20 protein-coding genes are annotated in these 20,040 nt (G+C 61.7%); 11 read left to right on the top strand and 9 right to left on the bottom strand.

From position 1 onward, the window contains the following. Positions 1-259 precede the first annotated feature (259 nt). The gene (gene ttcA / locus AC0J41_RS18765) at positions 260-1,084 is read left to right on the top strand and encodes a tRNA 2-thiocytidine(32) synthetase TtcA (RefSeq protein ID WP_025112946.1); all 825 of its coding nucleotides are present in this window, start codon (positions 260-262) and stop codon (positions 1,082-1,084) included. 134 nt (positions 1,085-1,218) lie between these two features. Continuing rightward, a complete protein-coding gene (locus AC0J41_RS18760; RefSeq protein WP_473013282.1) occupies positions 1,219-1,893 on the top strand; it encodes a DNA-3-methyladenine glycosylase I in 675 nt (224 codons plus the stop codon). 90 nt (positions 1,894-1,983) lie between these two features. Here the strand turns inward: AC0J41_RS18760 and AC0J41_RS18755 are convergent, their stop codons facing one another. From AC0J41_RS18755 to arsC, 3 genes are read right to left on the bottom strand one after another with little or no spacing between them, the layout of a single operon-like run. Next, complete coding sequence (locus tag AC0J41_RS18755; RefSeq protein WP_473013281.1) at positions 1,984-2,409, bottom strand: DUF2069 domain-containing protein; 426 nt, start codon at positions 2,407-2,409, stop codon at positions 1,984-1,986. A gap of 3 nt (positions 2,410-2,412) precedes the next feature. Further along, positions 2,413-3,009: an NAD(P)H:quinone oxidoreductase gene (gene wrbA / locus AC0J41_RS18750; protein ID WP_025112949.1), complete on the bottom strand. Its 597-nt coding sequence runs from the start codon at positions 3,007-3,009 to the stop codon at positions 2,413-2,415. Next, positions 3,006-3,359, bottom strand: coding sequence for an arsenate reductase (glutaredoxin) (arsC, locus tag AC0J41_RS18745; protein WP_025112950.1), 354 nt, complete (start codon positions 3,357-3,359; stop codon positions 3,006-3,008). Before arsC ends, wrbA begins: the two co-directional genes overlap by 4 nt. A 114-nt stretch (positions 3,360-3,473) precedes the next feature. Between arsC and AC0J41_RS18740 the strand changes: the two genes are divergently transcribed. After that, on the top strand, positions 3,474-3,941 hold the full coding sequence (locus AC0J41_RS18740) for a TlpA disulfide reductase family protein (RefSeq protein ID WP_025112951.1): 468 nt from the start codon (positions 3,474-3,476) through the stop codon (positions 3,939-3,941). A gap of 66 nt (positions 3,942-4,007) precedes the next feature. Here the strand turns inward: AC0J41_RS18740 and AC0J41_RS18735 are convergent, their stop codons facing one another. Both AC0J41_RS18735 and AC0J41_RS18730 read right to left on the bottom strand, forming a co-directional pair. Then, positions 4,008-4,412 carry an META domain-containing protein gene (locus tag AC0J41_RS18735; RefSeq protein ID WP_007968709.1) on the bottom strand — a complete coding sequence of 135 codons (405 nt, stop codon included), beginning with the start codon at positions 4,410-4,412 and terminating at the stop codon, positions 4,008-4,010. After that, entirely contained in the window at positions 4,412-4,846 is a 435-nt protein-coding gene (locus AC0J41_RS18730; RefSeq protein ID WP_025112952.1) for a hypothetical protein, read from the bottom strand. Before AC0J41_RS18730 ends, AC0J41_RS18735 begins: the two co-directional genes overlap by 1 nt. 133 nt (positions 4,847-4,979) lie before the next feature. On the opposite strand from AC0J41_RS18730, the gene AC0J41_RS18725 reads away from it, so the two are divergent. Further along, positions 4,980-5,438 carry a hypothetical protein gene (locus AC0J41_RS18725; protein WP_473013280.1) on the top strand — a complete coding sequence of 153 codons (459 nt, stop codon included), beginning with the start codon at positions 4,980-4,982 and terminating at the stop codon, positions 5,436-5,438. An 11-nt stretch (positions 5,439-5,449) separates the two neighbouring features. Here AC0J41_RS18725 and AC0J41_RS18720 read toward each other — a convergent pair whose 3' ends face one another. Both AC0J41_RS18720 and AC0J41_RS18715 read right to left on the bottom strand, forming a co-directional pair. Beyond that, positions 5,450-6,439, bottom strand: a complete 990-nt coding sequence (locus AC0J41_RS18720) for a 2-hydroxyacid dehydrogenase (RefSeq protein ID WP_473013279.1) — start codon at positions 6,437-6,439, stop codon at positions 5,450-5,452. A gap of 84 nt (positions 6,440-6,523) precedes the next feature. Further along, positions 6,524-9,277, bottom strand: coding sequence for a response regulator (locus AC0J41_RS18715; protein WP_473016021.1), 2,754 nt, complete (start codon positions 9,275-9,277; stop codon positions 6,524-6,526). Positions 9,278-9,497: 220 nt separating this feature from the next. Between AC0J41_RS18715 and AC0J41_RS18710 the strand changes: the two genes are divergently transcribed. From AC0J41_RS18710 to AC0J41_RS18680, 7 genes are all read left to right on the top strand, one after another. Continuing rightward, on the top strand, positions 9,498-10,220 hold the full coding sequence (locus AC0J41_RS18710; RefSeq protein WP_025112956.1) for a response regulator transcription factor: 723 nt from the start codon (positions 9,498-9,500) through the stop codon (positions 10,218-10,220). Beyond that, positions 10,207-11,631: a histidine kinase sensor domain-containing protein gene (locus AC0J41_RS18705; RefSeq protein ID WP_473013278.1), complete on the top strand. Its 1,425-nt coding sequence runs from the start codon at positions 10,207-10,209 to the stop codon at positions 11,629-11,631. The genes AC0J41_RS18710 and AC0J41_RS18705 overlap by 14 nt, the downstream gene beginning before the upstream one ends. A 367-nt stretch (positions 11,632-11,998) precedes the next feature. Further along, positions 11,999-12,901: a cysteine synthase CysM gene (cysM, locus tag AC0J41_RS18700; protein ID WP_025112958.1), complete on the top strand. Its 903-nt coding sequence runs from the start codon at positions 11,999-12,001 to the stop codon at positions 12,899-12,901. Beyond that, the gene (gene rlmD, locus AC0J41_RS18695; protein WP_473013277.1) at positions 12,901-14,277 is read left to right on the top strand and encodes a 23S rRNA (uracil(1939)-C(5))-methyltransferase RlmD; all 1,377 of its coding nucleotides are present in this window, start codon (positions 12,901-12,903) and stop codon (positions 14,275-14,277) included. Before cysM ends, rlmD begins: the two co-directional genes overlap by 1 nt. A gap of 101 nt (positions 14,278-14,378) precedes the next feature. Then, complete coding sequence (gene relA, locus AC0J41_RS18690; RefSeq protein WP_025112960.1) at positions 14,379-16,622, top strand: GTP diphosphokinase; 2,244 nt, start codon at positions 14,379-14,381, stop codon at positions 16,620-16,622. A gap of 134 nt (positions 16,623-16,756) precedes the next feature. Beyond that, positions 16,757-17,590, top strand: coding sequence for a nucleoside triphosphate pyrophosphohydrolase (gene mazG, locus AC0J41_RS18685; protein ID WP_473016020.1), 834 nt, complete (start codon positions 16,757-16,759; stop codon positions 17,588-17,590). Between the two features lie 25 nt (positions 17,591-17,615). Continuing rightward, positions 17,616-18,158: a DUF2058 domain-containing protein gene (locus tag AC0J41_RS18680; protein WP_025112962.1), complete on the top strand. Its 543-nt coding sequence runs from the start codon at positions 17,616-17,618 to the stop codon at positions 18,156-18,158. Positions 18,159-18,228: 70 nt separating this feature from the next. On the opposite strand, the gene AC0J41_RS18675 is transcribed toward AC0J41_RS18680, so the two are convergent. Next, the gene (locus AC0J41_RS18675) at positions 18,229-18,417 is read right to left on the bottom strand and encodes a hypothetical protein (protein ID WP_025112963.1); all 189 of its coding nucleotides are present in this window, start codon (positions 18,415-18,417) and stop codon (positions 18,229-18,231) included. Between the two features lie 392 nt (positions 18,418-18,809). After that, positions 18,810-20,030: a beta-ketoacyl-ACP synthase I gene (fabB, locus tag AC0J41_RS18670; protein ID WP_025112964.1), complete on the bottom strand. Its 1,221-nt coding sequence runs from the start codon at positions 20,028-20,030 to the stop codon at positions 18,810-18,812. Between the last annotated feature and the right edge of the window lie 10 nt (positions 20,031-20,040).

Here is a 20,040-nt window from a genome sequence, read left to right as displayed (position 1 = left end):
GCAAATACAGGTCTTCAGATGTGTGCGACCTTATGTCGCAGTATAGAAAGGACTTAACCGCACAGGGACTAGGGGCTTAGAGCAAATCGCGCTGTAAACACAGGGCTTAATCGCCGCAGGCTCTTGCGATCATGTGGTGCAGGATTACTAGGGCTCCCTCGCAACAGCGGCAGACAGCCAATGCGACCGCGGCCCTTCGCCCCCACGGCGTTTTTGCGTAAAATGCCGGCCTTTCGTCACACCTCACGGATTTCGCGTCATGGGCACTCTTACGGTCAACCAGAACAAACTGCAAAAGCGCCTGCGCCGCCTGGCCGGCGAAGCGGTCGCCGATTTCAACATGATTGAAGACGGCGACAAGGTCATGGTCTGCCTGTCCGGGGGCAAGGACAGCTACACCATGCTCGACGTGCTGCTGCACCTGCAGAAGGTTGCGCCGATCAAATTCGAGATCGTCGCCGTGAACATGGACCAGAAGCAGCCGGGCTTCCCCGAGCACGTGCTGCCGGCCTACCTGAAAGAGCTGGGCGTCGAGTACCACATCGTCGAGAAGGACACCTATTCGGTGGTCAAGGAATTGATCCCGGAAGGCAAGACCACCTGCTCGCTGTGCTCGCGCCTGCGTCGCGGCACGCTGTACACCTTCGCCGACGAAATCGGCGCGACCAAAATGGCCCTGGGTCACCATCGCGATGACATTGTCGAGACGTTCTTCCTCAACATGTTCTTCAACGGCACCCTCAAGGCGATGCCGCCGAAACTGCGCGCCGATGACGGGCGCAACGTGGTGATCCGTCCGCTGGCCTACTGCAACGAGAAAGACATCCAGGCCTACTCGGACCTCAAGGAATTCCCGATCATCCCGTGCAACCTCTGCGGTTCGCAGGAAAACCTGCAGCGTCAGGTGGTCAAGGAAATGCTCCAGGACTGGGATCGCAAGACCCCGGGCCGCACCGAAAGCATCTTCCGCAGCCTGCAGAACGTGGTGCCGTCGCAACTGGCCGACCGCAATCTGTTCGACTTCACCAGCCTGAAGATCGACGAGACGGCGGCTTCGCGCTTCGTTAACGTCGTTAACTTGTAAACACCTTTAAATGTGGGAGCGAGCCTGCTCGCGAAAGCGGTGCGTCATTCAACTGATGTGTTGACTGATACTCCCACTTCGCGAGCAGGCTCGCTCCCACATAGGGTTCTTTGTTTCATTCAACAGGAGAGGGCATGCGCGATTACAAGTGGCTGCACGAATACTGTCTGAACCGCTTCGGTTCGGCGGCTGAACTGGAAGCCCATCTGCCCGTTCCCAAGACCCCGGCGCAATTGCGCAAGATCAGCGACGACCGCTACCTCTCGACCATGGCCCTGCGCGTATTCCGCGCCGGGCTCAAGCACAGTCTGGTGGACGCCAAGTGGCCGGCCTTCGAAGAAGTGTTCTTCAGGTTCGACCCGGAAAAAGTCGTGCTGATGAGCGCCGAGCATCTCGAGCGCCTGATGCAGGACGCGCGGATCATCCGTCACCTGGGCAAGCTCAAGAGCGTGCCACGCAATGCGCAGTTCATCCTCGATGTCGAGAAAGAGAAGGGTAGTTTTGGTGCGTTGATCGCCGACTGGCCGGTGACCGATATCGTCGGTCTGTGGACTTACCTGAAAAAGCACGGTCATCAACTGGGCGGCTTGTCCGCGCCACGCTTCCTGCGCATGGTGGGCAAGGACACGTTCGTGCCGAGTTATGACGTGGTCGCGGCGCTGAATGCGCAGAAGATCGTCGACAAGGTGCCGACCAGTTTGCGTGATCTGGCGATTGTGCAGAATGCGTTCAACCAGTGGCATGAAGAGAGTGGCGGGCGGCCGATGAGCCAGATTTCGATGATGCTGGCCTACACCGTCAACCATTGATACCGCATTGTCCCATTCGCGAGCAGGCTCGCTCCCACATTTTGGAGTGCATTCCCCTGTGGGAGCGAGCCTGCTCGCGAAGGCGTCCGCTCAGGCGACGCTGATTTCGCCTTCGCCAGCCAACTTGCGATTCAACTGATACCGCCACCGCACATACAGCAGCGCCGAGCAGAACAGCGCCAGGCTCGCGACCATCTCCAGCACCCCGAACAGCTGTCGGCTCGGGTCATAGGCCGCCAACGCGCCCTTGATGAAATACAGATTCACCACAAAGCACATCCACGAATGCCCACGTGCGCTGCCCTTGATCATCGCGGGCGCAAGGACGATCCACGGGATCAGTTCGACCAGCAATATCACCCACGGCCGCGCGCCGTGCAGGTCGGCGAACACCAGATAGTAAGCGGCAAGCAGCCCGGCGAGGCCGAAGAAGCACAGCAGGCTGATGAGCCGCATCGCCTTGACGCGGGGTTCGAGCCACTCGATGGAGGGCAGGATTTTCGGCTTCTTCGCCACCCCTCAGCCCTCCAGTTTTTGCGCGGTCTTGGCCAGACGCAGACCCAGTGCGCGACACAGCGCCACCTCGTGGGCATCCAGGCCGCTTTTACCGTCAGCCCCGGCATGATGGCTGGCGCCATACGGCGTGCCGCCGCCCTGGGTTTCCAGCAGCGCCGACTCACTGTACGGCAGGCCGGTGATCAGCATGCCGTGGTGCAACAGCGGCAGCATCATCGACAGCAGGGTGGTTTCCTGGCCGCCGTGCAGGCTGGCAGTGGAGGTGAACACGCCGGCCGGTTTGCCGACCAGGGCGCCGGTCAGCCACAGGTTGCTGGTGCCGTCGAGGAAGTACTTGAGCGGCGCGGCCATGTTGCCGAAGCGGGTCGGGCTGCCAAGGGCGAGGCCGGCACAGTTCTTCAGGTCATCGAGGGTAGCGTAGAGCGCGCCTTCCTCGGGGATGTCCGGGGCCACCGCTTCACACTCGGTGGAAATCGCCGGCACGGTACGCAGGCGCGCTTCGAGGCCGGCCTGTTCGACGCCGCGGGCAATCTGCCGGGCCATCTCGTTGGTCGAGCCGCTGCGGCTGTAATACAGCACAAGAATGTACGGCGCGCTCACGGCAGCAACTCCAGAATCTGCTCCGGCGGACGGCCGATCACGGCCTTGTCGCCGACTTCGAGAATCGGCCGTTCCATCAGTTTCGGGTGCGCGGCGATGGCGGCGATCAATTGCGCCTCGCTGAGGCTGGCGTCGGCCAGCTGTAGCATTTTGTATTCATCTTCTCCAGTGCGCAGCAGTTGCCGCGCGCTGATGTTCAGCTTGCCGAGCAAGGCCTTGATTTGCGCGGCGTCCAGCGGGGTTTCCAGGTAGCGCACCACGTTCGGGGCCAGGCCACGGGCCTCAAGAAGTTCCAGCGCACCGCGGGATTTCGAGCAGCGCGGATTGTGATAAAGCGTCAGATCGGTCATGGCGGGTCGCTTCTGGCGTAAAGTGGCGGCTATTCTAACTGTGCAGCGCGCAATCCAGAACCTTCAGAGGCGATGGGTCGCAGGCGCATTCAATTTTTGACCAGGGAACACGACATGACACGGCGATTGGCAGCGGCATTGACGATGATCGGGGCGTTGATGCTGGGGGGCTGCGGGAACGACTACGGCACAGACCAGAATGGACAGAAGGTGGCCTCCGAGCGTCTGGACAAGCAATGGGTCGTGCTCAATTACTGGGCCGAATGGTGCGGCCCGTGCCGCACGGAAATTCCCGAACTCAATCATTTGGCAGACGAGTTGAAGGGCAAGAACATCGGCGTGTTCGGGGTCAACTTCGACAACGTGCAGGGCGAGGATCTGAAGTCTGCCAGCGAGAAGCTGGGCATCAAGTTCACCGTGCTGGCGCAGGATCCGGCGGACCTGTTCGACCTGCCGCGCAGCGAGGCCTTGCCGGTGACTTACATCATCGACAACAAGGGCAAGGTGCGTGAGCAGTTGATGGGGGAGCAGACGGCGGCGGGAGTTTTGGCCAAGCTGGAGGCGTTGCAGGCTGCCAAGTAGAACACGTGAGGTTTTGTGGTGAGGGGATAAGTCCCCTCGCCACAGGGTAGTCTCAGCAGCAGAGGATTAACCCTCTTCCAGCCACCAGCGCAACGGCTTGCCTTCAGCCGGCCAGAAGCGCATCTGTTCGATCGGCGAGATGTCCCAGCGCTCGACACCTTGCAGGGCCTGCAGGAAGCGTTGTTCCTGCTCCATCAGCGCTGGCGCGCAGAGTTTGCGGGTCTTGCCGATCGGGCCGAAGCTCAGCTTGTCGCCATCGAGGGTGTACGGCGCGAACCAGTGGTTGCAGCCGCCGTTGCCATACGCGCGGCCATCGTCGCCGAGGGTCACGGTCAGATGGCTGTAATCCATCAATGGCCGCTCGCCAATCCATTCCAGAATGTAGCTGCGGTTCTGCTGCAATTGCACAGGCTCTGCGGCACAGCCCACCAGAGCGGCACCGACCAGCAAGGGCAGGGCAAGGCGTTTCATCACGCAGGCTCCTGGCATTTCGGGCAGAGGTGCTTGTCGCCGACGGCTTTCCAGCCCAGCTCGGCGATGCGCGCGGTGGCGGCCGGTTTCTCGGCGGTCTTGCCCAGCTTGGCGTCGACCGCGAACTCGAAGTTCAGCTCTTTGGCGCAGCTGTCGCAGTTGACCTGCCAGGTGTGGATCGCCAGTTCGCCGAATACCGGGCCGGTGGTCATCGCGGTCCATTGGCCCGGCGGATTGATCAGGTGGCGCACGGTGTCGACGGTCAGGCGCATGGACAAGTCCTTGCTGCCTTTGAGGGTGACCAACAGGACGTCACCGTTGCGGATCGAGCCACCATTGCCGGTGACCTGATAGCGGCCCGGTACGAGGGCGCGGCATTCGGTGAGGGTGTGTTGCGGGTTCATCAGGGTGTAGCGGAAATCGTGTTCGACCATGGGTCCTCCAAATATGCGCGACATGCTAGCACGGGCTTGATTGCAGGATGGCGTACGCGTGCGACCTTCGATCCGGTTCAAATTGGTTGACGCTCATGGCAAACTGCCGCCCTTCACTCTGAGGGAACGGAACATGGCGCTGATCGAATGTTATGAATGCAAGCGGAGTATCAGCTCTGAAGCGAAGGCGTGCATTCATTGTGGTGCTCCGAGGGCGCAGCAGCACGAGCGCACTCCGGCGCAAACAGCGGCAGCCGCCGCAACAGCGACCATTTCATTTGGCAGCCTGCCGCGCAATAAATCCGTGCCCGAGGCGTTTGTCCCGCCGCCAGCCCCCGAGCCCGCGCCGAGAGCGACACCCGCTGCGGTCGGTCGCCGCCGTCGGCAATCGGAATCAGCACCAGTTCCTCAACTTCAGGCCAACGCCGACGGTTCGCGTCCGGTGGAAGGCTGGTTGAAGATCATGGTGTTTCTGCTGCCGATGGTCTTTGCCTGGTTCCTGCTGCGTAACGGTCACTCGATGAAGCAGCGCTTTTTCGGGTTTGGCTGGCTGGCGCTGCTGATCCTGGCCTCGTCGCTGTCGCCCAAATAGTCGACAAGCCTTCAGCCTTCGACCTGGTTCTGCGGCGCGCCTGCGGCCCAGGTCGCGATGTTGTGCAGAGTGGTCGCGGCAATCGCGCCCAGAGCTTCATGGGTCAGAAACGCCTGATGCGCGGTGATGATCACGTTTGGAAACGTCAGCAACCGCGCCAGCACATCGTCCTGCAACGGCAGGTCGGAGCGATCCTCGAAAAACAGCTGCGCCTCTTCTTCATAGACATCCAGACCCAGATAGCCCAGTTGGCCGTCCTTCAAGGCGTCGATCAGCGCCGGTGTGTTGACCAGCCCGCCGCGCCCGGTGTTGATCAGCATTGCTCCGGGTTGCAGGTGCGCCAGTGACTCGCGGTTGATCAGGTGTTTGCTCTGCGCGTTGAGCGGGCAGTGCAGGCTGATGATCCGCGACTGCGCCAGCAGTTCCGGCAGGCTCAGATAACGCGCGCCCAATGCCACAACCTCAGGGTTGGGGTACGGGTCATAGGCCAGCAACTCACAACCGAAACCGTGCATGATTTTCGCGAACGTGGCGCCGATCTGCCCGGTGCCGACAATCCCGACGGTCTTGCCCACCAGATCGAAACCGGTCAGGCCATGCAGGCTGAAATCACCTTCGCGGGTGCGGTTGTAGGCGCGGTGCAGGCGCCGGTTGAGCGCCAGAATCAGCGCCACGGCATGTTCGGCCACCGCATGCGGCGAGTAGGCCGGCACCCGCACCACGGCCAGCCCGAGGCGTTTCGCCGCGACCAGATCGACATGGTTGTAGCCCGCCGAGCGCAGGGCGATCAGCCGTGTGCCGCCGGCAGCCAGGCGCTCCAGCACCGGTGCACTGAGGTCATCATTGATAAAGGCGCAGACCACGGCGTGCTGCTCGGCCAGGGCTGCCGTGTCGAGACTGAGCCGGGCCGGCTGAAACTGCAGCTCGATACCGGCCGGGCAGTCAGCAGCGAGGAAACTGTCGCGGTCGTAGGTCTGGCTGCTGAAAACGATCGTGCGCATGCATTCCTCCTGGAGCGGGGTGGCGAGTCAGCGTTGACTCGCTCTCACTTTAGCGTGCGATAGCGCGGGCGACATTGCCGTGGATCAGGCGCTTATCCTGGCCTGCGCCGCGAGGCGATTGATCGCCCGCTCCAGTTCTTCCAGCGCCGCCACGGCTTTGGGGTCGCCCTGTTTGAGCAGGGTTTCACTGCGCTGACAGGCCGCGCGCAACTGCGGTACGCCGCAATACCGGGTTGCACCGTGCAGGCGATGCACGCGTTCGATCAGCGCGTTTTGGTCACGTGCTTCGCTGGCGGTGCGAATCGCTTCACGGTCGGCTTCCAGCGAAGCGAGCAGCATCGCCAGCATGTCTGCGGCCAGATCGGCCTTGCCAGCGGCCAGGCGCAGGCCTTCCTCGTGGTCGAGCACCGGCAGTTCGTGGCTGCCCGCTGCACTGTCGCTGACCCGCTCCGGTCCCTGATTGCGCAAGGCCAGACCGGTCCACTTCAGCACCACTTGCGCCAGTTGCCGCTCGCTGATGGGTTTGGTCAGGTAATCGTCCATGCCGCTTTGCAGCAAGGCGCGTTTCTCGTTGGCCATGGCATGGGCAGTGAGGGCGACGATCGGCAGCGGCGTGCAATGCCGTTCGCTTTCCCACTGGCGGATGGTTTCAGTGGTCTGACGCCCGTCCATGCCCGGCATCTGTACGTCCATCAGCACCAGATCAAAGGATTCGGTTTGCACGGCTTTGACGGCGGCGTAACCGCTTTCGACGGCGAGCACTTTGGCCCCCATGTCTTCGAGCAGGGTCTGCACCAGCAACAGGTTGGCGGGGTTGTCGTCGACGCACAGCACTTTCGGCGCACGGCTCGACAGCGGTTCGCCCGGTTCGTTGCGCGGCTGGCGCGGGTTGGCCAGATCCGCCAGCGCCCGGCGCAGTTTGCGCGTGCAGGCCGGCTTGGCCTGCAGTTGACTGTGCGGGTTGGGCACCGACAGGTGGAACAGCGTCTGCTCGGTGGTCGGGCACAGCACCAGCACTTTGCATCCCAGGTGTTCGAGATCCCAGATGTGCTGGTTCAGGCGCTCCGGGAGCATGTCGTTGCTGGTGATGCCGAGCACGGCGAGGTCGATCGCCTGATCGGTCTGGTGGGCGCCGGTGACGCCATTGGTCAGGCTTTCCAGGGTGTTGAATGGCGTGACGTCGAGGCCACAGTCTTCCAGTTGATGCTGCAGGGCCTGACGCGCCAGTTCGTGATTTTCCAGCACTGCCACCCGGCGCCCGAGCAGCGGCGGGGCGGGAAGGTCGTCGGTGTCGTCGCGGGTTTTTGGCAGGCTCAGGCTGATCCAGAATTCCGAGCCTTCACCCGGGGTGCTGTCGACGCCGATTTCGCCGCCCATCTGTTCGATCAGGCGCTTGGAAATCACCAGGCCAAGGCCGGTGCCACCGGGCTGGCGCGACAACGAGTTGTCGGCCTGGCTGAAGGCCTGGAACAACGCGCGCACGTCCTGACTCGACAGGCCGATGCCGGTGTCCTGAATGCTGATGCGCAGTTGCACGCTGTCTTCATGCTCTTCTTCGAGCATGGCGCGGGCGACGATGGTGCCTTCGCGGGTGAACTTGATTGCGTTGCTGACCAGGTTGGTAAGGATCTGCTTCAGGCGCAGCGGATCGCCGACCAGCGACAGCGGCGTGTCGCGGTACACCAGACTGACCAGTTCAAGCTGTTTGGCGTGGGCTGCCGGCGCAAGAATCGTCAGGGTGTCCTGCAACAGGTCACGCAAGTTGAACGGAATATGGTCGAGCACCAGTTTGCCGGCCTCGATCTTCGAGAAATCGAGGATCTCGTTGATGATCCCGAGCAGGCTGTCGGCGGACTTTTCGATGGTGCCCAGATAGTCGAGCTGGCGCGGGGTCAGTTCGCTTTTCTGCAACAGATGAGTGAAACCGAGAATGCCGTTGAGCGGCGTGCGGATCTCGTGGCTCATGTTGGCGAGGAATTCGGATTTGATCCGGCTCGCTTCCAGCGCCTCTTTGCGCGCCAGGTCCAGTTCGATGTTCTGGATTTCGATGGTTTCCAGGTTCTGGCGCACGTCTTCGGTGGCCTGATCGACGCTGTGCTGCAGCTCTTCGCGAGCATTCTGCAGGGTCCCGGCCATGCGGTTGATGCCCGAGGCCAGCTCGTCCAGCTCCTGACTGCCGAGCGGCGGCAGGCGGGTTTCCAGATGACCGTCCTTGAGCTGGGCGACCGCGTGTTTGATCTGGCTCAGCGGGCGGTTGATGGTGCGGCCCATGCGCAACGCGAGCAGGGCTGCGCCGGCAAGGCCAGCGGCAATCAGCAGCAGGCTGGCAAACAGGCTGCGGTAACCGCGCAACAGCATGCCGTTGTGCGACAACTCCAGTTCGACCCAGCCGAGCAGGCGCTCGGATTCTTCCGGGATCAGGTCGCCGGCAAGGTTGCGATGCTTGCCGAACACCGGCATCAGGTAACGCGTGGCGTCATTGCCACTGCGCCGTTGCAGTTGTGCACTGTCACCGCTGGGCGCCTGATTGAGCATGGTCGGGCCGGCGTGCGCCAGCGGTGTGCGGTCGGGGGCGAGGAAGGTGACGGCGCGCACGTCGGGCTGCTCGAGGGACTGCGTGGCGATGCGTTCCAGCAGGTCGGTGTTGCCGTGACCCATGGCGGGCGCGACCAGAGGGGCCAGTTGTTCGGCGATCATCTCGCCGCGCTGCATCAATTGGGTCTGCAGGTCGGACTGTTGCATCCAGGTGAAATAGCCACCGAGCACCAACGCCATCAGGCTGGTTGGCAACAGGGTCAGCAACAATACGCGACCTTTGATTCCCAGTTTCTTGAGCACACCCATCTCCTGCATCCCGCTGAACTGTTGACTCGCACGTGCGTCCGGCACGTGGCATGGGCGCAGTGTAGCGATTTGCAGGCAGGCAATCTTCGGAAAAATCATCTCGGCATCGGTCTGCCCGAGGCAGGCGCGTTTGTCCGGCCGGTCAAGCTTGGGTTGCCCGATGGCCGGCAATCTTGAATAATCACTCTCAACTGAGAATTACTTGCAGATACTCATGACTCCTGTTTCCACTGGTCAGCCACGCATCCTTTCCATCGAAGACGATCCGGTGCTCGGTGCCTATGTCCACGAACATCTGGGCCGCAGCGGCTTTGCGGTGACCTGGTGCCAGAACGGTCAGGACGGCCTGAACATCGCCCGCCACCAGCCGTTCGATGTGGTGCTGATGGACATTCTGCTGCCGGGACTCGATGGTTTGAAGGTGCTCACACAATTGCGCCAGAGCCATTCCACGCCGGTGTTGCTGATGTCGGCCCTGGGCGCCGAGGCCGATCGCATCAGCGGCTTCCGTCTGGGGGCTGATGATTACTTGCCCAAGCCGTTCAGCATGGCCGAGCTGCATGTACGGATCGAGGCGATTTTGCGGCGGGTGGCACTCGATCGGCGCCCGGCAGCCATTGCGCCAGCCACGGTCAGCGGCGCGCTGCGTTTCGACGATGAGCAGTGCGAAGTCTTCCATAACGAACAGGCAGCCGGCCTGACCCGCAGCGAATACCGGTTGCTGGAAACCCTCAATCGCAACGATGAAGAGGTGCTGAGCAAGGCTTTCCTCTATCAGCATGTGTTGCAGCGCGGCTATGCGGCCCACGACCGCAGCCTCGACATGCACATCAGCCAGATCCGCCGCAAACTCAAGGCCATCGGCTACACCGAGCGGGAAGTGCGTACGGTGTGGGGCAAGGGCTATGTGCTGAGTGCGTCCGATGAAAGTCTCTGATCTGCCGGGGCGGCATTCGCTGTTCTGGAAACTGGCGTGTCTGTTGGTGGCCTTCTGTCTGCTGATGATCTGGTTGAGCTGGTCCTGGGGCCGTTACATGGAGGAGCGCAACCAGTTCCTCTCCGACGAGGCCCGCGGCACGCTGAGCCGATATGCCGCCGAGGCGGAAGGGGCGTGGCAGCGCGGCGAGCGTGACGCAATCGATAACTGGTTGCAGAGCATGGAGCTGCGCGAGGCGGGCTGGGTCGGGGTGATCGACCGCAATCTGCAGTCGTTGAGCAGCGATCCGCTGAATGAACAGGAAATCCAGCACCTGACCTTCTTGCGCGGGCTCGATTGGCCGATCCACAAACAGGGGCGGCCGTGGCTGCGCGTGCCGTTTCCCAAGGACCCGTCCGCCGGCAGTCTGGTGATCGAGTTGCCCGAGCGTTTCCTGCCGGGGAAGTACCGGGTGTTCTGGCGGGTGATCACCAACGGGGTGATTCCCGGGCTGTTCACCTTGTTGCTGTGTATCGGCCTGTACCGCTTGCTGGTGGTGCCGCTGAACAACTTGCGCGAGCAGGCCAACGCCTGGCGCGCCGATCAATTGAATGTGCGCCTGTCGAGCGGCATCACCCAGCGCCCGGACGAGCTCGGCGAACTGGCGCGGGCCTTCGACTCGATGTCCGAACGCCTGCAATCCACCGTCACCCTGCAACAGCAGTTGCTGCGCGACTTGTCCCACGAACTGCGCACGCCGCTGAGCCGACTGCGGGTGGCCAGCGAGAGCGAACAGGATCTGCTGCAACTGCGCGAACGCATTGGCCGTGAAGTCGATGGCATGCAGCGGCTGGTCGAGGACACCCTGCAATTGGCCTGGCTCGACACCGAACGTGCGCCCCTGCCTGACGAAGCGATCCAGATTCAGGCGCTGTGGGAGATGCTCACCGACAACGCCTGTTACGAAAGCGGCTGGCCGAGCCTGCAATTGCAGTGCGCGGTGCCGTCGTCGTGCTGGGTGCGCGGCCACCTCAACACTTTGGCGCAGGCGCTGGAGAACATTCTGCGCAATGCCATTCGTCATTCGCCCGAGGGCGGTATCGTCCGGCTGGAGGGGCGGCGTGAGGGTGACTACTGGCATTTGTGGCTGGAGGATCAGGGCGGTGGCGTGGCCGAGGGTGATCTGCAGCGGATCTTCTCGCCCTTCACCCGCCTTGACGGCTCGCGCCCGGGGGATGGCGGGTTTGGTCTGGGGTTGAGCATTGCGAGGAACGCGGTGCAGAGGCAGGGCGGGATGTTGTGGGCGCAGAATGCCGGATCCGGGTTGCGTCTGAATCTGCGGCTGGTGGCTGATACCAGCGTCATCAGCACTGACGCCTTCGCGAGCAAGCCCGCTCCCACAGTGGATGTGTGTCGTCCGCAGATTGTGTGAAGGCCCGGCCCCCTGTGAGATAGCAGTGTCGTCGGCACTGAGGCCTTCGCGAGCAAGCCCGCTCCCACAGTGGATGTGTGTCGTCCGCAGATTGTCTGAAGGTCCCGGCCCCCTGTGAGATAGCAGTGTTGTCGGTACGGACGCCTTCGCGAGCAAGCCCGCTCCCACAGTGGATGTGTGTCGTCCGCAGATTGTGTGAAGGCCGCGGCCCCCTGTGGGAGCGGGCTTGCTCGCGAAGAGGCCCTTCGATTCACCGCTGGACTCTGCTTATTCCCATAAACCATAAGCACCGCACTTTGCGTGATATGGCCTGCGCGGGTTTGCCGGTATGATAGGCGCCCCCGCACGTCTGGATTGCGAATACGCCATGACCCTGCAGTACCCAACCATCGCCGATTGCGTCGGCAACACTCCGCTGGTGCGTTTGCAGCGCCTGCCCGGTGCCACCAGCAACACCCTATTGCTCAAGCTCGAAGGGAACAACCCGGCGGGTTCGGTCAAGGACCGTCCGGCGCTGTCGATGATCACCCGTGCCGAACTGCGCGGGCAGATCCACGTCGGCGACACGCTGATCGAGGCGACCTCGGGCAACACCGGCATTGCACTGGCCATGGCCGCCGCGATCAAGGGTTACAAAATGATCCTGATCATGCCGGACAATTCCAGCGCCGAGCGCAAGGCCGCCATGACCGCCTATGGCGCCGAGCTGATCCTGGTCAGCCAGGAAGAGGGCATGGAAGGCGCTCGCGATCTCGCTCAACGGATGGAAGCCGAGGGTCGTGGCAAAGTGCTGGACCAGTTCGCCAATGGCGATAATCCTGAAGCCCACTACACCACCACCGGCCCGGAAATCTGGCGCCAGACTCAGGGCACCATTACCCATTTCGTCAGCTCGATGGGCACCACCGGGACCATCATGGGGGTCTCGCGCTACCTCAAAGAGCAGAGCGACAGCGTGCAGATCGTGGGTCTGCAACCGATGGAAGGCTCGGCCATTCCCGGCATCCGTCGCTGGCCGCAGGAATACCTGCCGAAGATCTACCAGGCTGATCGTGTCGACCGCATCGTCGACATGGCGCAAAGCGAAGCCGAGGACGTCACCCGCCGTCTGGCCCGCGAAGAAGGCATCTTCTGTGGCGTGTCCTCGGGTGGTGCGGTGGCAGCGATGCTGCGCCTGTCCAAAGAAGTTGAAAACGCGGTGATCGTCGCGATCATCTGTGACCGTGGCGACCGTTACCTGTCGACCGGCATTTTCGACGCGCCCAACTGATGGCCAAGCACGAGAGAGGCCTGCGCTTTCAGCCCACCGGTGGCAGCAAGGCCCCACAAATTCCGACCGGCAAAAAACAGCGCTTGACTATCGAGCGCCTGGCCAATGACGGTCGCGGTATCGCGTTTTTCGAAGGCCGCACCTGGTTCGTTCTTGGCGCCCTGGCGGGTGAAGAAGTCGAAGCGCGGGTGCTTGGCGCCCACGGCAAAGTGGTCGAAGCGCGTACCGAACGCGTGTTCAAGGCCAGCGAATTGCGCCGTCCGGCCGCTTGTCAGCACGCCGGCCGCTGCGGCGGTTGCAGTGTTCAACACTTGCCCCACGACGAACAGCTTGCCCTGAAACAGCGCATGCTCGCCGAGCAGTTGTCGAAGGTCGCAGGCGTCGCGCCTGAAGAATGGGCCGCGCCATTGAGTGGCCCGGAGTTCGGCTATCGTCGTCGCGCGCGGATCGCCGTGCGTTGGGACATGAAGGCGAAGCAACTCGAAGTCGGTTTTCGCGCCGCCGGCAGCCAGGACATCGTCGCGATCAGCGAGTGCCCGGTGCTGGTACAGCCCTTGCAACCGATCATGACCCGTTTGCCACAGATGCTCCGTCGTTTGAGCAAGCCGCAAGCATTGGGGCATGTCGAGTTGTTCAGCGGTTCATCGCTGGCCGTGCTGCTGCGGCACATGGCGCCGTTGTCCGAAGCGGATCTGACGATTCTCAAGGAATTCTGCCAGTTCCATGAAGCGCAGTTGTGGCTGCATGGTGAGGGCGAGCCGCAACCGGTCGATGCTACCCAGTCGCTGGGCTATCGTCTGGAACAGTGGGATCTGGACCTGGCTTGGCGGCCGGGAGACTTTATCCAGGTCAACGCCGGAGTCAACGAGGCGATGGTGGCGCAGGCGCTGGACTGGCTGAAACCGCGCGGCGACGAGCGCGTGCTGGACCTGTTCTGCGGTCTGGGCAATTTCGCCTTGCCGCTGGCCAAAAGCGTGCGCGAAGTGGTGGCGGTGGAAGGCGTGCAGACCATGGTCGACCGCGCCGCCGCGAACGCCGCTAGCAACAATTTGCATAACACAAAGTTTTTTCAAGCCGATTTATCCCAGCCTTTGACCGATGCCCAGTGGATCGGAAACGGCTTTTCTGCGGTACTCTTGGACCCACCGCGTGACGGTGCTTTCGAGGTGGTGCGCAAGCTCGCGACCCTGGGTGCCGAGCGGTTGGTGTATGTGTCGTGCAACCCTGCAACTCTGGCGCGCGATACGGTCGAATTGATCAAGCAGGGCTACCGGTTAAAACGTGCCGGGATTCTCGATATGTTTCCTCAGACGGCGCATGTCGAGGCCATGGCGTTATTTGAAGCGAGCCAGGATGGCTCGTCTGAATCTGTCTGATCTGTCCGCGCAGCGCTCGCTTTGGCCCCGCGAGCGCAAACGGACAATGAGGATCAGCGATTTGACGCATTGAATCTGCGTCGTAGGGAAGGTAAAGCAAGATGGTACAGGTGAGAGCACACCAGCCGATCAACACCGACGGCAGTATCAATCTCGAGGCTTGGCTCGATCACGCGGTCAGTGTCGACATGGCACTGGATCGCGAAGCCTTGAAAGAGGCCTGCGAGTTCGCTCGCGAGGCCGAGCAGCAGTCCAACGCCGCAAAGAATCTGTGGGCCGAGGGCAGCGGCAGTTTCAGCACCGGTCTTGAGATCGCCGAGATTCTCGCCGACCTCAAGCTCGATCAGGACTCGCTGGTTGCGGCGGTGCTGTACCGTGGCGTCCGTGAAGGCCAGATCGAACTTGCGGCGGTCAGCCAGCGCTTCGGCCCGGTGGTGGCCAAGCTGATCGACGGCGTGCAGCGCATGGCGGCGATCAGTGCCAGCCTCAGCCCGCGCCAGTCGATGGTGATGGGCACTCAGGGCCAGGTGGAAAACCTGCGCAAGATGCTGGTGGCAATGGTCGACGACGTGCGCGTCGCACTGATCAAGCTCGCCGAGCGCACTTGTGCGATCCGCGCGGTGAAAACCGCCGACGACGAAAAACGCAACCGGGTCGCCCGGGAAGTCTTCGACATCTATGCGCCGCTCGCGCACCGCCTCGGCATCGGTCATATCAAATGGGAATTGGAGGACTTGTCCTTCCGCTACCTGGAACCGGATCAATACAAACAGATCGCCAAGTTGCTCCACGAGCGGCGGCTGGATCGTGAGCGTTTCATCGCCGACGTGATGACCCAGCTCAAGGACGAATTGCAGGCCACCGGCGTCGACGCCGACATCAGCGGCCGGGCCAAACACATCTATTCGATCTGGCGCAAAATGCAGCGCAAGGGTCTGGAGTTCAGCCAGATCTACGACGTGCGTGCAGTGCGCGTGCTGGTGCCGGAAATGCGCGACTGCTACACCGCGCTCGGTATCGTCCACACCCTGTGGCGGCACATCCCGAAAGAGTTCGACGACTACATCGCCAACCCGAAAGAGAACGGCTACCGCTCGCTGCACACCGCAGTGATCGGCCCTGAGGGCAAAGTGCTTGAAGTGCAGATCCGTACGCACTCGATGCACGAAGAGGCCGAACTTGGTGTGTGCGCGCACTGGCGCTACAAGGGCACCGACGTCAAATCCGGCTCCAACCACTACGAAGAGAAAATCTCCTGGCTGCGTCAGGTCCTCGAGTGGCACGAAGAACTGGGCGACATCGGTGGTCTGGCCGAACAGCTGCGGGTCGACATCGAACCGGATCGGGTCTACATCTTCACCCCCGACGGTCACGCCATCGATTTGCCGAAGGGCGCGACGCCGCTGGACTTCGCCTACCGTGTGCACACCGAAATCGGCCACAACTGCCGTGGTGCGAAGATCAACGGGCGCATCGTGCCGCTCAACTACAGCCTGCAGACCGGTGAGCAGGTCGAGATCATCACCAGCAAGCACGGTACGCCGAGCCGCGACTGGCTGAACTCCAACCTCGGGTACGTCACCACCTCGCGGGCGCGGGCGAAGATCGTTCACTGGTTCAAGTTGCAGGCTCGCGATCAGAACGTTGCGGCCGGTAAAACCCTGATCGAACGCGAACTGACGCGTCTCGGCCTGCCGGCGGTGGATTTCGACAAGCTGGCCGACAAGGCCAACATGAAAACCGCCGAAGACATGTTCGCCGCCCTCGGCGCTGGCGACTTGCGCCTGGCGCAACTGGTCAATCTGGCGCAGCAACTGGTCGAGCCGGAGCGCGGCAACGAACAGCTGGAGCTGATTCCGCGCAAAGCCACCGGCTACAAACCGGGCAAGCGCGGCGACATTCAGATCCAGGGCGTCGGCAACCTGATGACGCAGATGGCCGGCTGCTGCCAGCCGCTACCGGGCGACGCGATCGTCGGCTACATCACCCAGGGCCGTGGTGTGAGCATTCACCGTCAGGACTGCGCCTCGGTGCTGCAACTGGCCGGGCGTGAGCCGGAGCGGATCATTCAGGTCAGCTGGGGCCCGGTGCCGGTGCTCACCTATCCGGTGGACATCGTCATCCGTGCTTACGACCGTTCCGGTCTGCTGCGTGACGTCTCGCAGGTGCTGCTCAACGAGCGCATCAACGTGCTGGCGGTCAACACCCGCTCGAACAAGGAAGACAACACGGCGCTGATGTCCCTGACCATCGAGATTCCCGGACTGGATGCGCTGGGACGCTTGCTGGGGCGGATTTCGCAGTTGCCGAACATCATCGAGACGCGGCGTAACCGTACCCCTTGAAGACCGGCGCTGATCAACTGTGGGAGCGGGCTTGCTCGCGAAGAGGGTGTGTCAGTCGACATCATTGTTGCAGGCACAGCGCTTTCGCGAGCAGGTTCGCTCCCACAATGGTTTTGTGGTGAGACAGAAAAATGATCTATAGCCTTGAAGACCTGCTCCACCTGATGAACCGTCTGCGCGACCCGCAGTTCGGTTGCCCGTGGGACATCAAGCAGACCTACGCGACCATCGTCCCGCACACCCTTGAAGAAGCCTACGAAGTGGCCGATGCCATCGAGCGTGGCGACTTCGATCATTTGCAGGGCGAGTTGGGCGATCTGCTGTTTCAGGTCGTCTATTACAGTCAGTTGGCCCGGGAAGAAGGGCGCTTCGAATTTGCCGGGGTGGTCGACAGCATCACCCGCAAGCTGATCCGTCGTCATCCGCATGTATTCCCGACCGGCGATCTGTATGCGCCGCTGGACGTGCCGCGTCTGAGCGAGGAGCAGGTCAAGCAGCGTTGGGAGGAGATCAAGGCCGAAGAGCGCGCCGAGAAATCCGCCGCGCCCGAGCAACTGTCACTGCTTGATGACGTGCCTGCAACGTTGCCGGCGCTGTCCCGTTCGGCCAAGTTGCAAAAGCGCGCCGGACAGGTCGGTTTCGATTGGCCGGATGCGCTGCCGGTGCTGGACAAGGTGCGTGAAGAACTCGATGAGGTCCTCGAAGCCATGTCCGAAAACGATCCCGTCGCCGTGGCTGACGAGATCGGTGACCTGCTGTTTTCCGTGGTCAACCTGGCCCGGCATCTGAAGGTCGATCCGGAAACCGCGCTGCGGGGCGCCAACGGCAAGTTCGAAAGACGTTTCCGATTTATCGAACAGGCATTGCGCGACACCCATCGTCCCATGGAAGATTGCACCCTCGAAGAGTTGGACGCCCTGTGGGGTGAAGCCAAACGTCAGGAAAAGAATGCGCCCAGCTGCGGCTGAGCAACTGCCCAAGTGAGTAAGCCCCATGAGTATTTCCCTTCGCGACCAGTTGCTCAAAGCAGGCCTGGTCAACCAAAAGCAGGCCAAGCAGGTCAGCAAAGACAAGCAGAAGCAACAGCGTCTGGCCCACAAGGGGCAGGCCGAGCTGGATGATTCGCAGCAGCGCGCCGCCCAGGAAGCCATGGCCGAGAAGGTCAAGCGCGACCAGGAGCTGAACCGTCAGCAGCAAGAGAAAGCCGAGGCCAAGGCCCGTGCCGCGCAGGTCAAGCAGTTGATCGAAGTCTCGCGTCTGCCGAAGCTGACCACCGAGGACTACTACAACTTTGTCGATGACAAGAAGGTCAAGCGCATCTCGGTCAATACGCTGATGCGCAACAAGCTCAGCAGCGGCTCGCTGGCAATCGTGCACCATGCCGGTGGCTACGAAGTGATCCCCCGTGAAGCGGCCCTGAAGATCCAGGAGCGCGACCCGCAGCGCATCGTCCAGCTCAACGTGCAGACCGAAGAGGTCAATGCCGAGGACGATCCGTACGCGGCCTATCAGATCCCTGATGACCTGATGTGGTAAATCGATAAAGCTGTAACAACGACAAACCCCGCTCATGGCGGGGTTTGTCGTTTTCAATGCTGTGGTTGATTCAGGAGGAGCGGGCTTCGCGTTGTTGCTCCAGCACTTCCAGTTCGGCCTTGTAGTTGTGGGCATCGATCTCGTTATGGAACATGCCGACCAGCAAGTCTTGTTGATGCACATCCCAGATTCGTACGCCGGCGGCTACGCCTTCATGGGACATGTGTGAATCGTCGCGTTCAGTTACTTTTACAGTCATCTGCTAGCTCCAAATCTCAAGTTATCTGCAGCAAGGCGTGTGCAGGACTCTTTTATATGATTTGTTAGCTTGCTAAGTAAACGGCTGATTTGTGCAATGTATTCTTGCGAAAACCGCAACAGTGCTACAGCCCGCTAAATCCGCGACATTCGGTCGCAGGATGGTAAGTTTCATGACAGAAGTTTCATCTCCAGACGCACTAAAAATCCCCTGTGGGAGCGGGCTTGCTCGCGAATGCGGTGGATCAGGAGTGAAGATGTTTACTGAAAAAACGCATTCGCGAGCAAGCCCGCTCCCACAGGGTATTGCGGTGTGGCTGCTACTTTCTGCAGGCCAAAAAAAACGCCCCGAACCAGTCGGGGCGTTTTCATGTGTGGCTCAAGCGGGAGGAATTACTTGCCTTCCCAGCGCTTCAGTACCAGCGTGGCGTTGGTGCCGCCGAAGCCGAAGCTGTTGCTCATCACGGTGTTGATGGTGGCGTTTTCGCGGGTCTTGGTCAGCACCGGCAGATCGGCCACTTCAGGGTCCAGCTCGTCGATGTTGGCGGAACCGGCAATGAAGTTGCCTTCCATCATCAGCATGCAGTAGATCGCTTCGTGAACGCCGGCGGCGCCCAGGGAGTGACCGGACAGGCTCTTGGTCGAGCTGATCGCTGGAGCCTTGTCGCCGAACACTTCACGCACACCTTTCATTTCCGCGACGTCACCGACCGGAGTCGAGGTGCCGTGGGTGTTCAGGTAGTCGATCGGGGTGTCGACGGTGGACATTGCCATCTGCATGCAGCGGATCGCGCCTTCGCCACTTGGGGCAACCATGTCGTAGCCGTCGGACGTTGCACCGTAGCCAACGATTTCAGCGTAGATCTTGGCGCCACGGGCCAGAGCGTGTTCCAGCTCTTCAACCACGACCATACCGCCACCGCCAGCGATGACGAAACCGTCACGGTCGGCGTCGTAGGCACGGGAAGCCTGTTGCGGGGTGTCGTTGCGCTTGCTGGACAGGGCGCCCATGGCGTCGAACAGGAACGACTGGCTCCAGTGCTCTTCTTCACCGCCACCGGCGAAGACGATGTCCTGCTTGCCCATCTGGATCTGTTCCATGGCGGTACCGATGCAGTGAGCACTGGTGGCGCAGGCAGATGCGATGGAGTAGTTCAGGCCCTTGATCTTGAACGGTGTGGCCAGGCACGCGGAAACGGTGCTGCTCATGGTCCGCGTTACACGGTATGGACCAACGCGTTTCACGCCTTTTTCGCGCAGGATGTCCAGCGCTTCCATCTGGTTCAGGGTCGACGCGCCGCCGGAGCCGGCGATCAGGCCGGTACGCGGGTTGGACACTTGCTCTTCGGTCAGGCCGGAGTCAGCGATGGCGTCTTTCATGGCCAGGTAGGCATAAGCCGCTGCGTGGCCGACGAAACGATAGATCTTGCGATCGATCAGTTCTTCAAGGTTGAGGTCGATGGAGCCGGAAACCTGGCTACGCAGACCCATTTCAGCATATTCCGGGTTGAACCGGATGCCAGGGCGGCTTGCACGCAGGTTAGCGGAGACGGTCTCTTTGTCATTGCCCAGGCACGAAACAATGCCCAGACCAGTGATAACGACGCGGCGCATGCGAATAACC

Source organism: Pseudomonas sp. Arb-4-2C, assembly GCF_055755015.1.
Note: the sequence above shows the minus strand (reverse complement) of the source record. Positions and strands in the feature narration are given on the sequence as shown.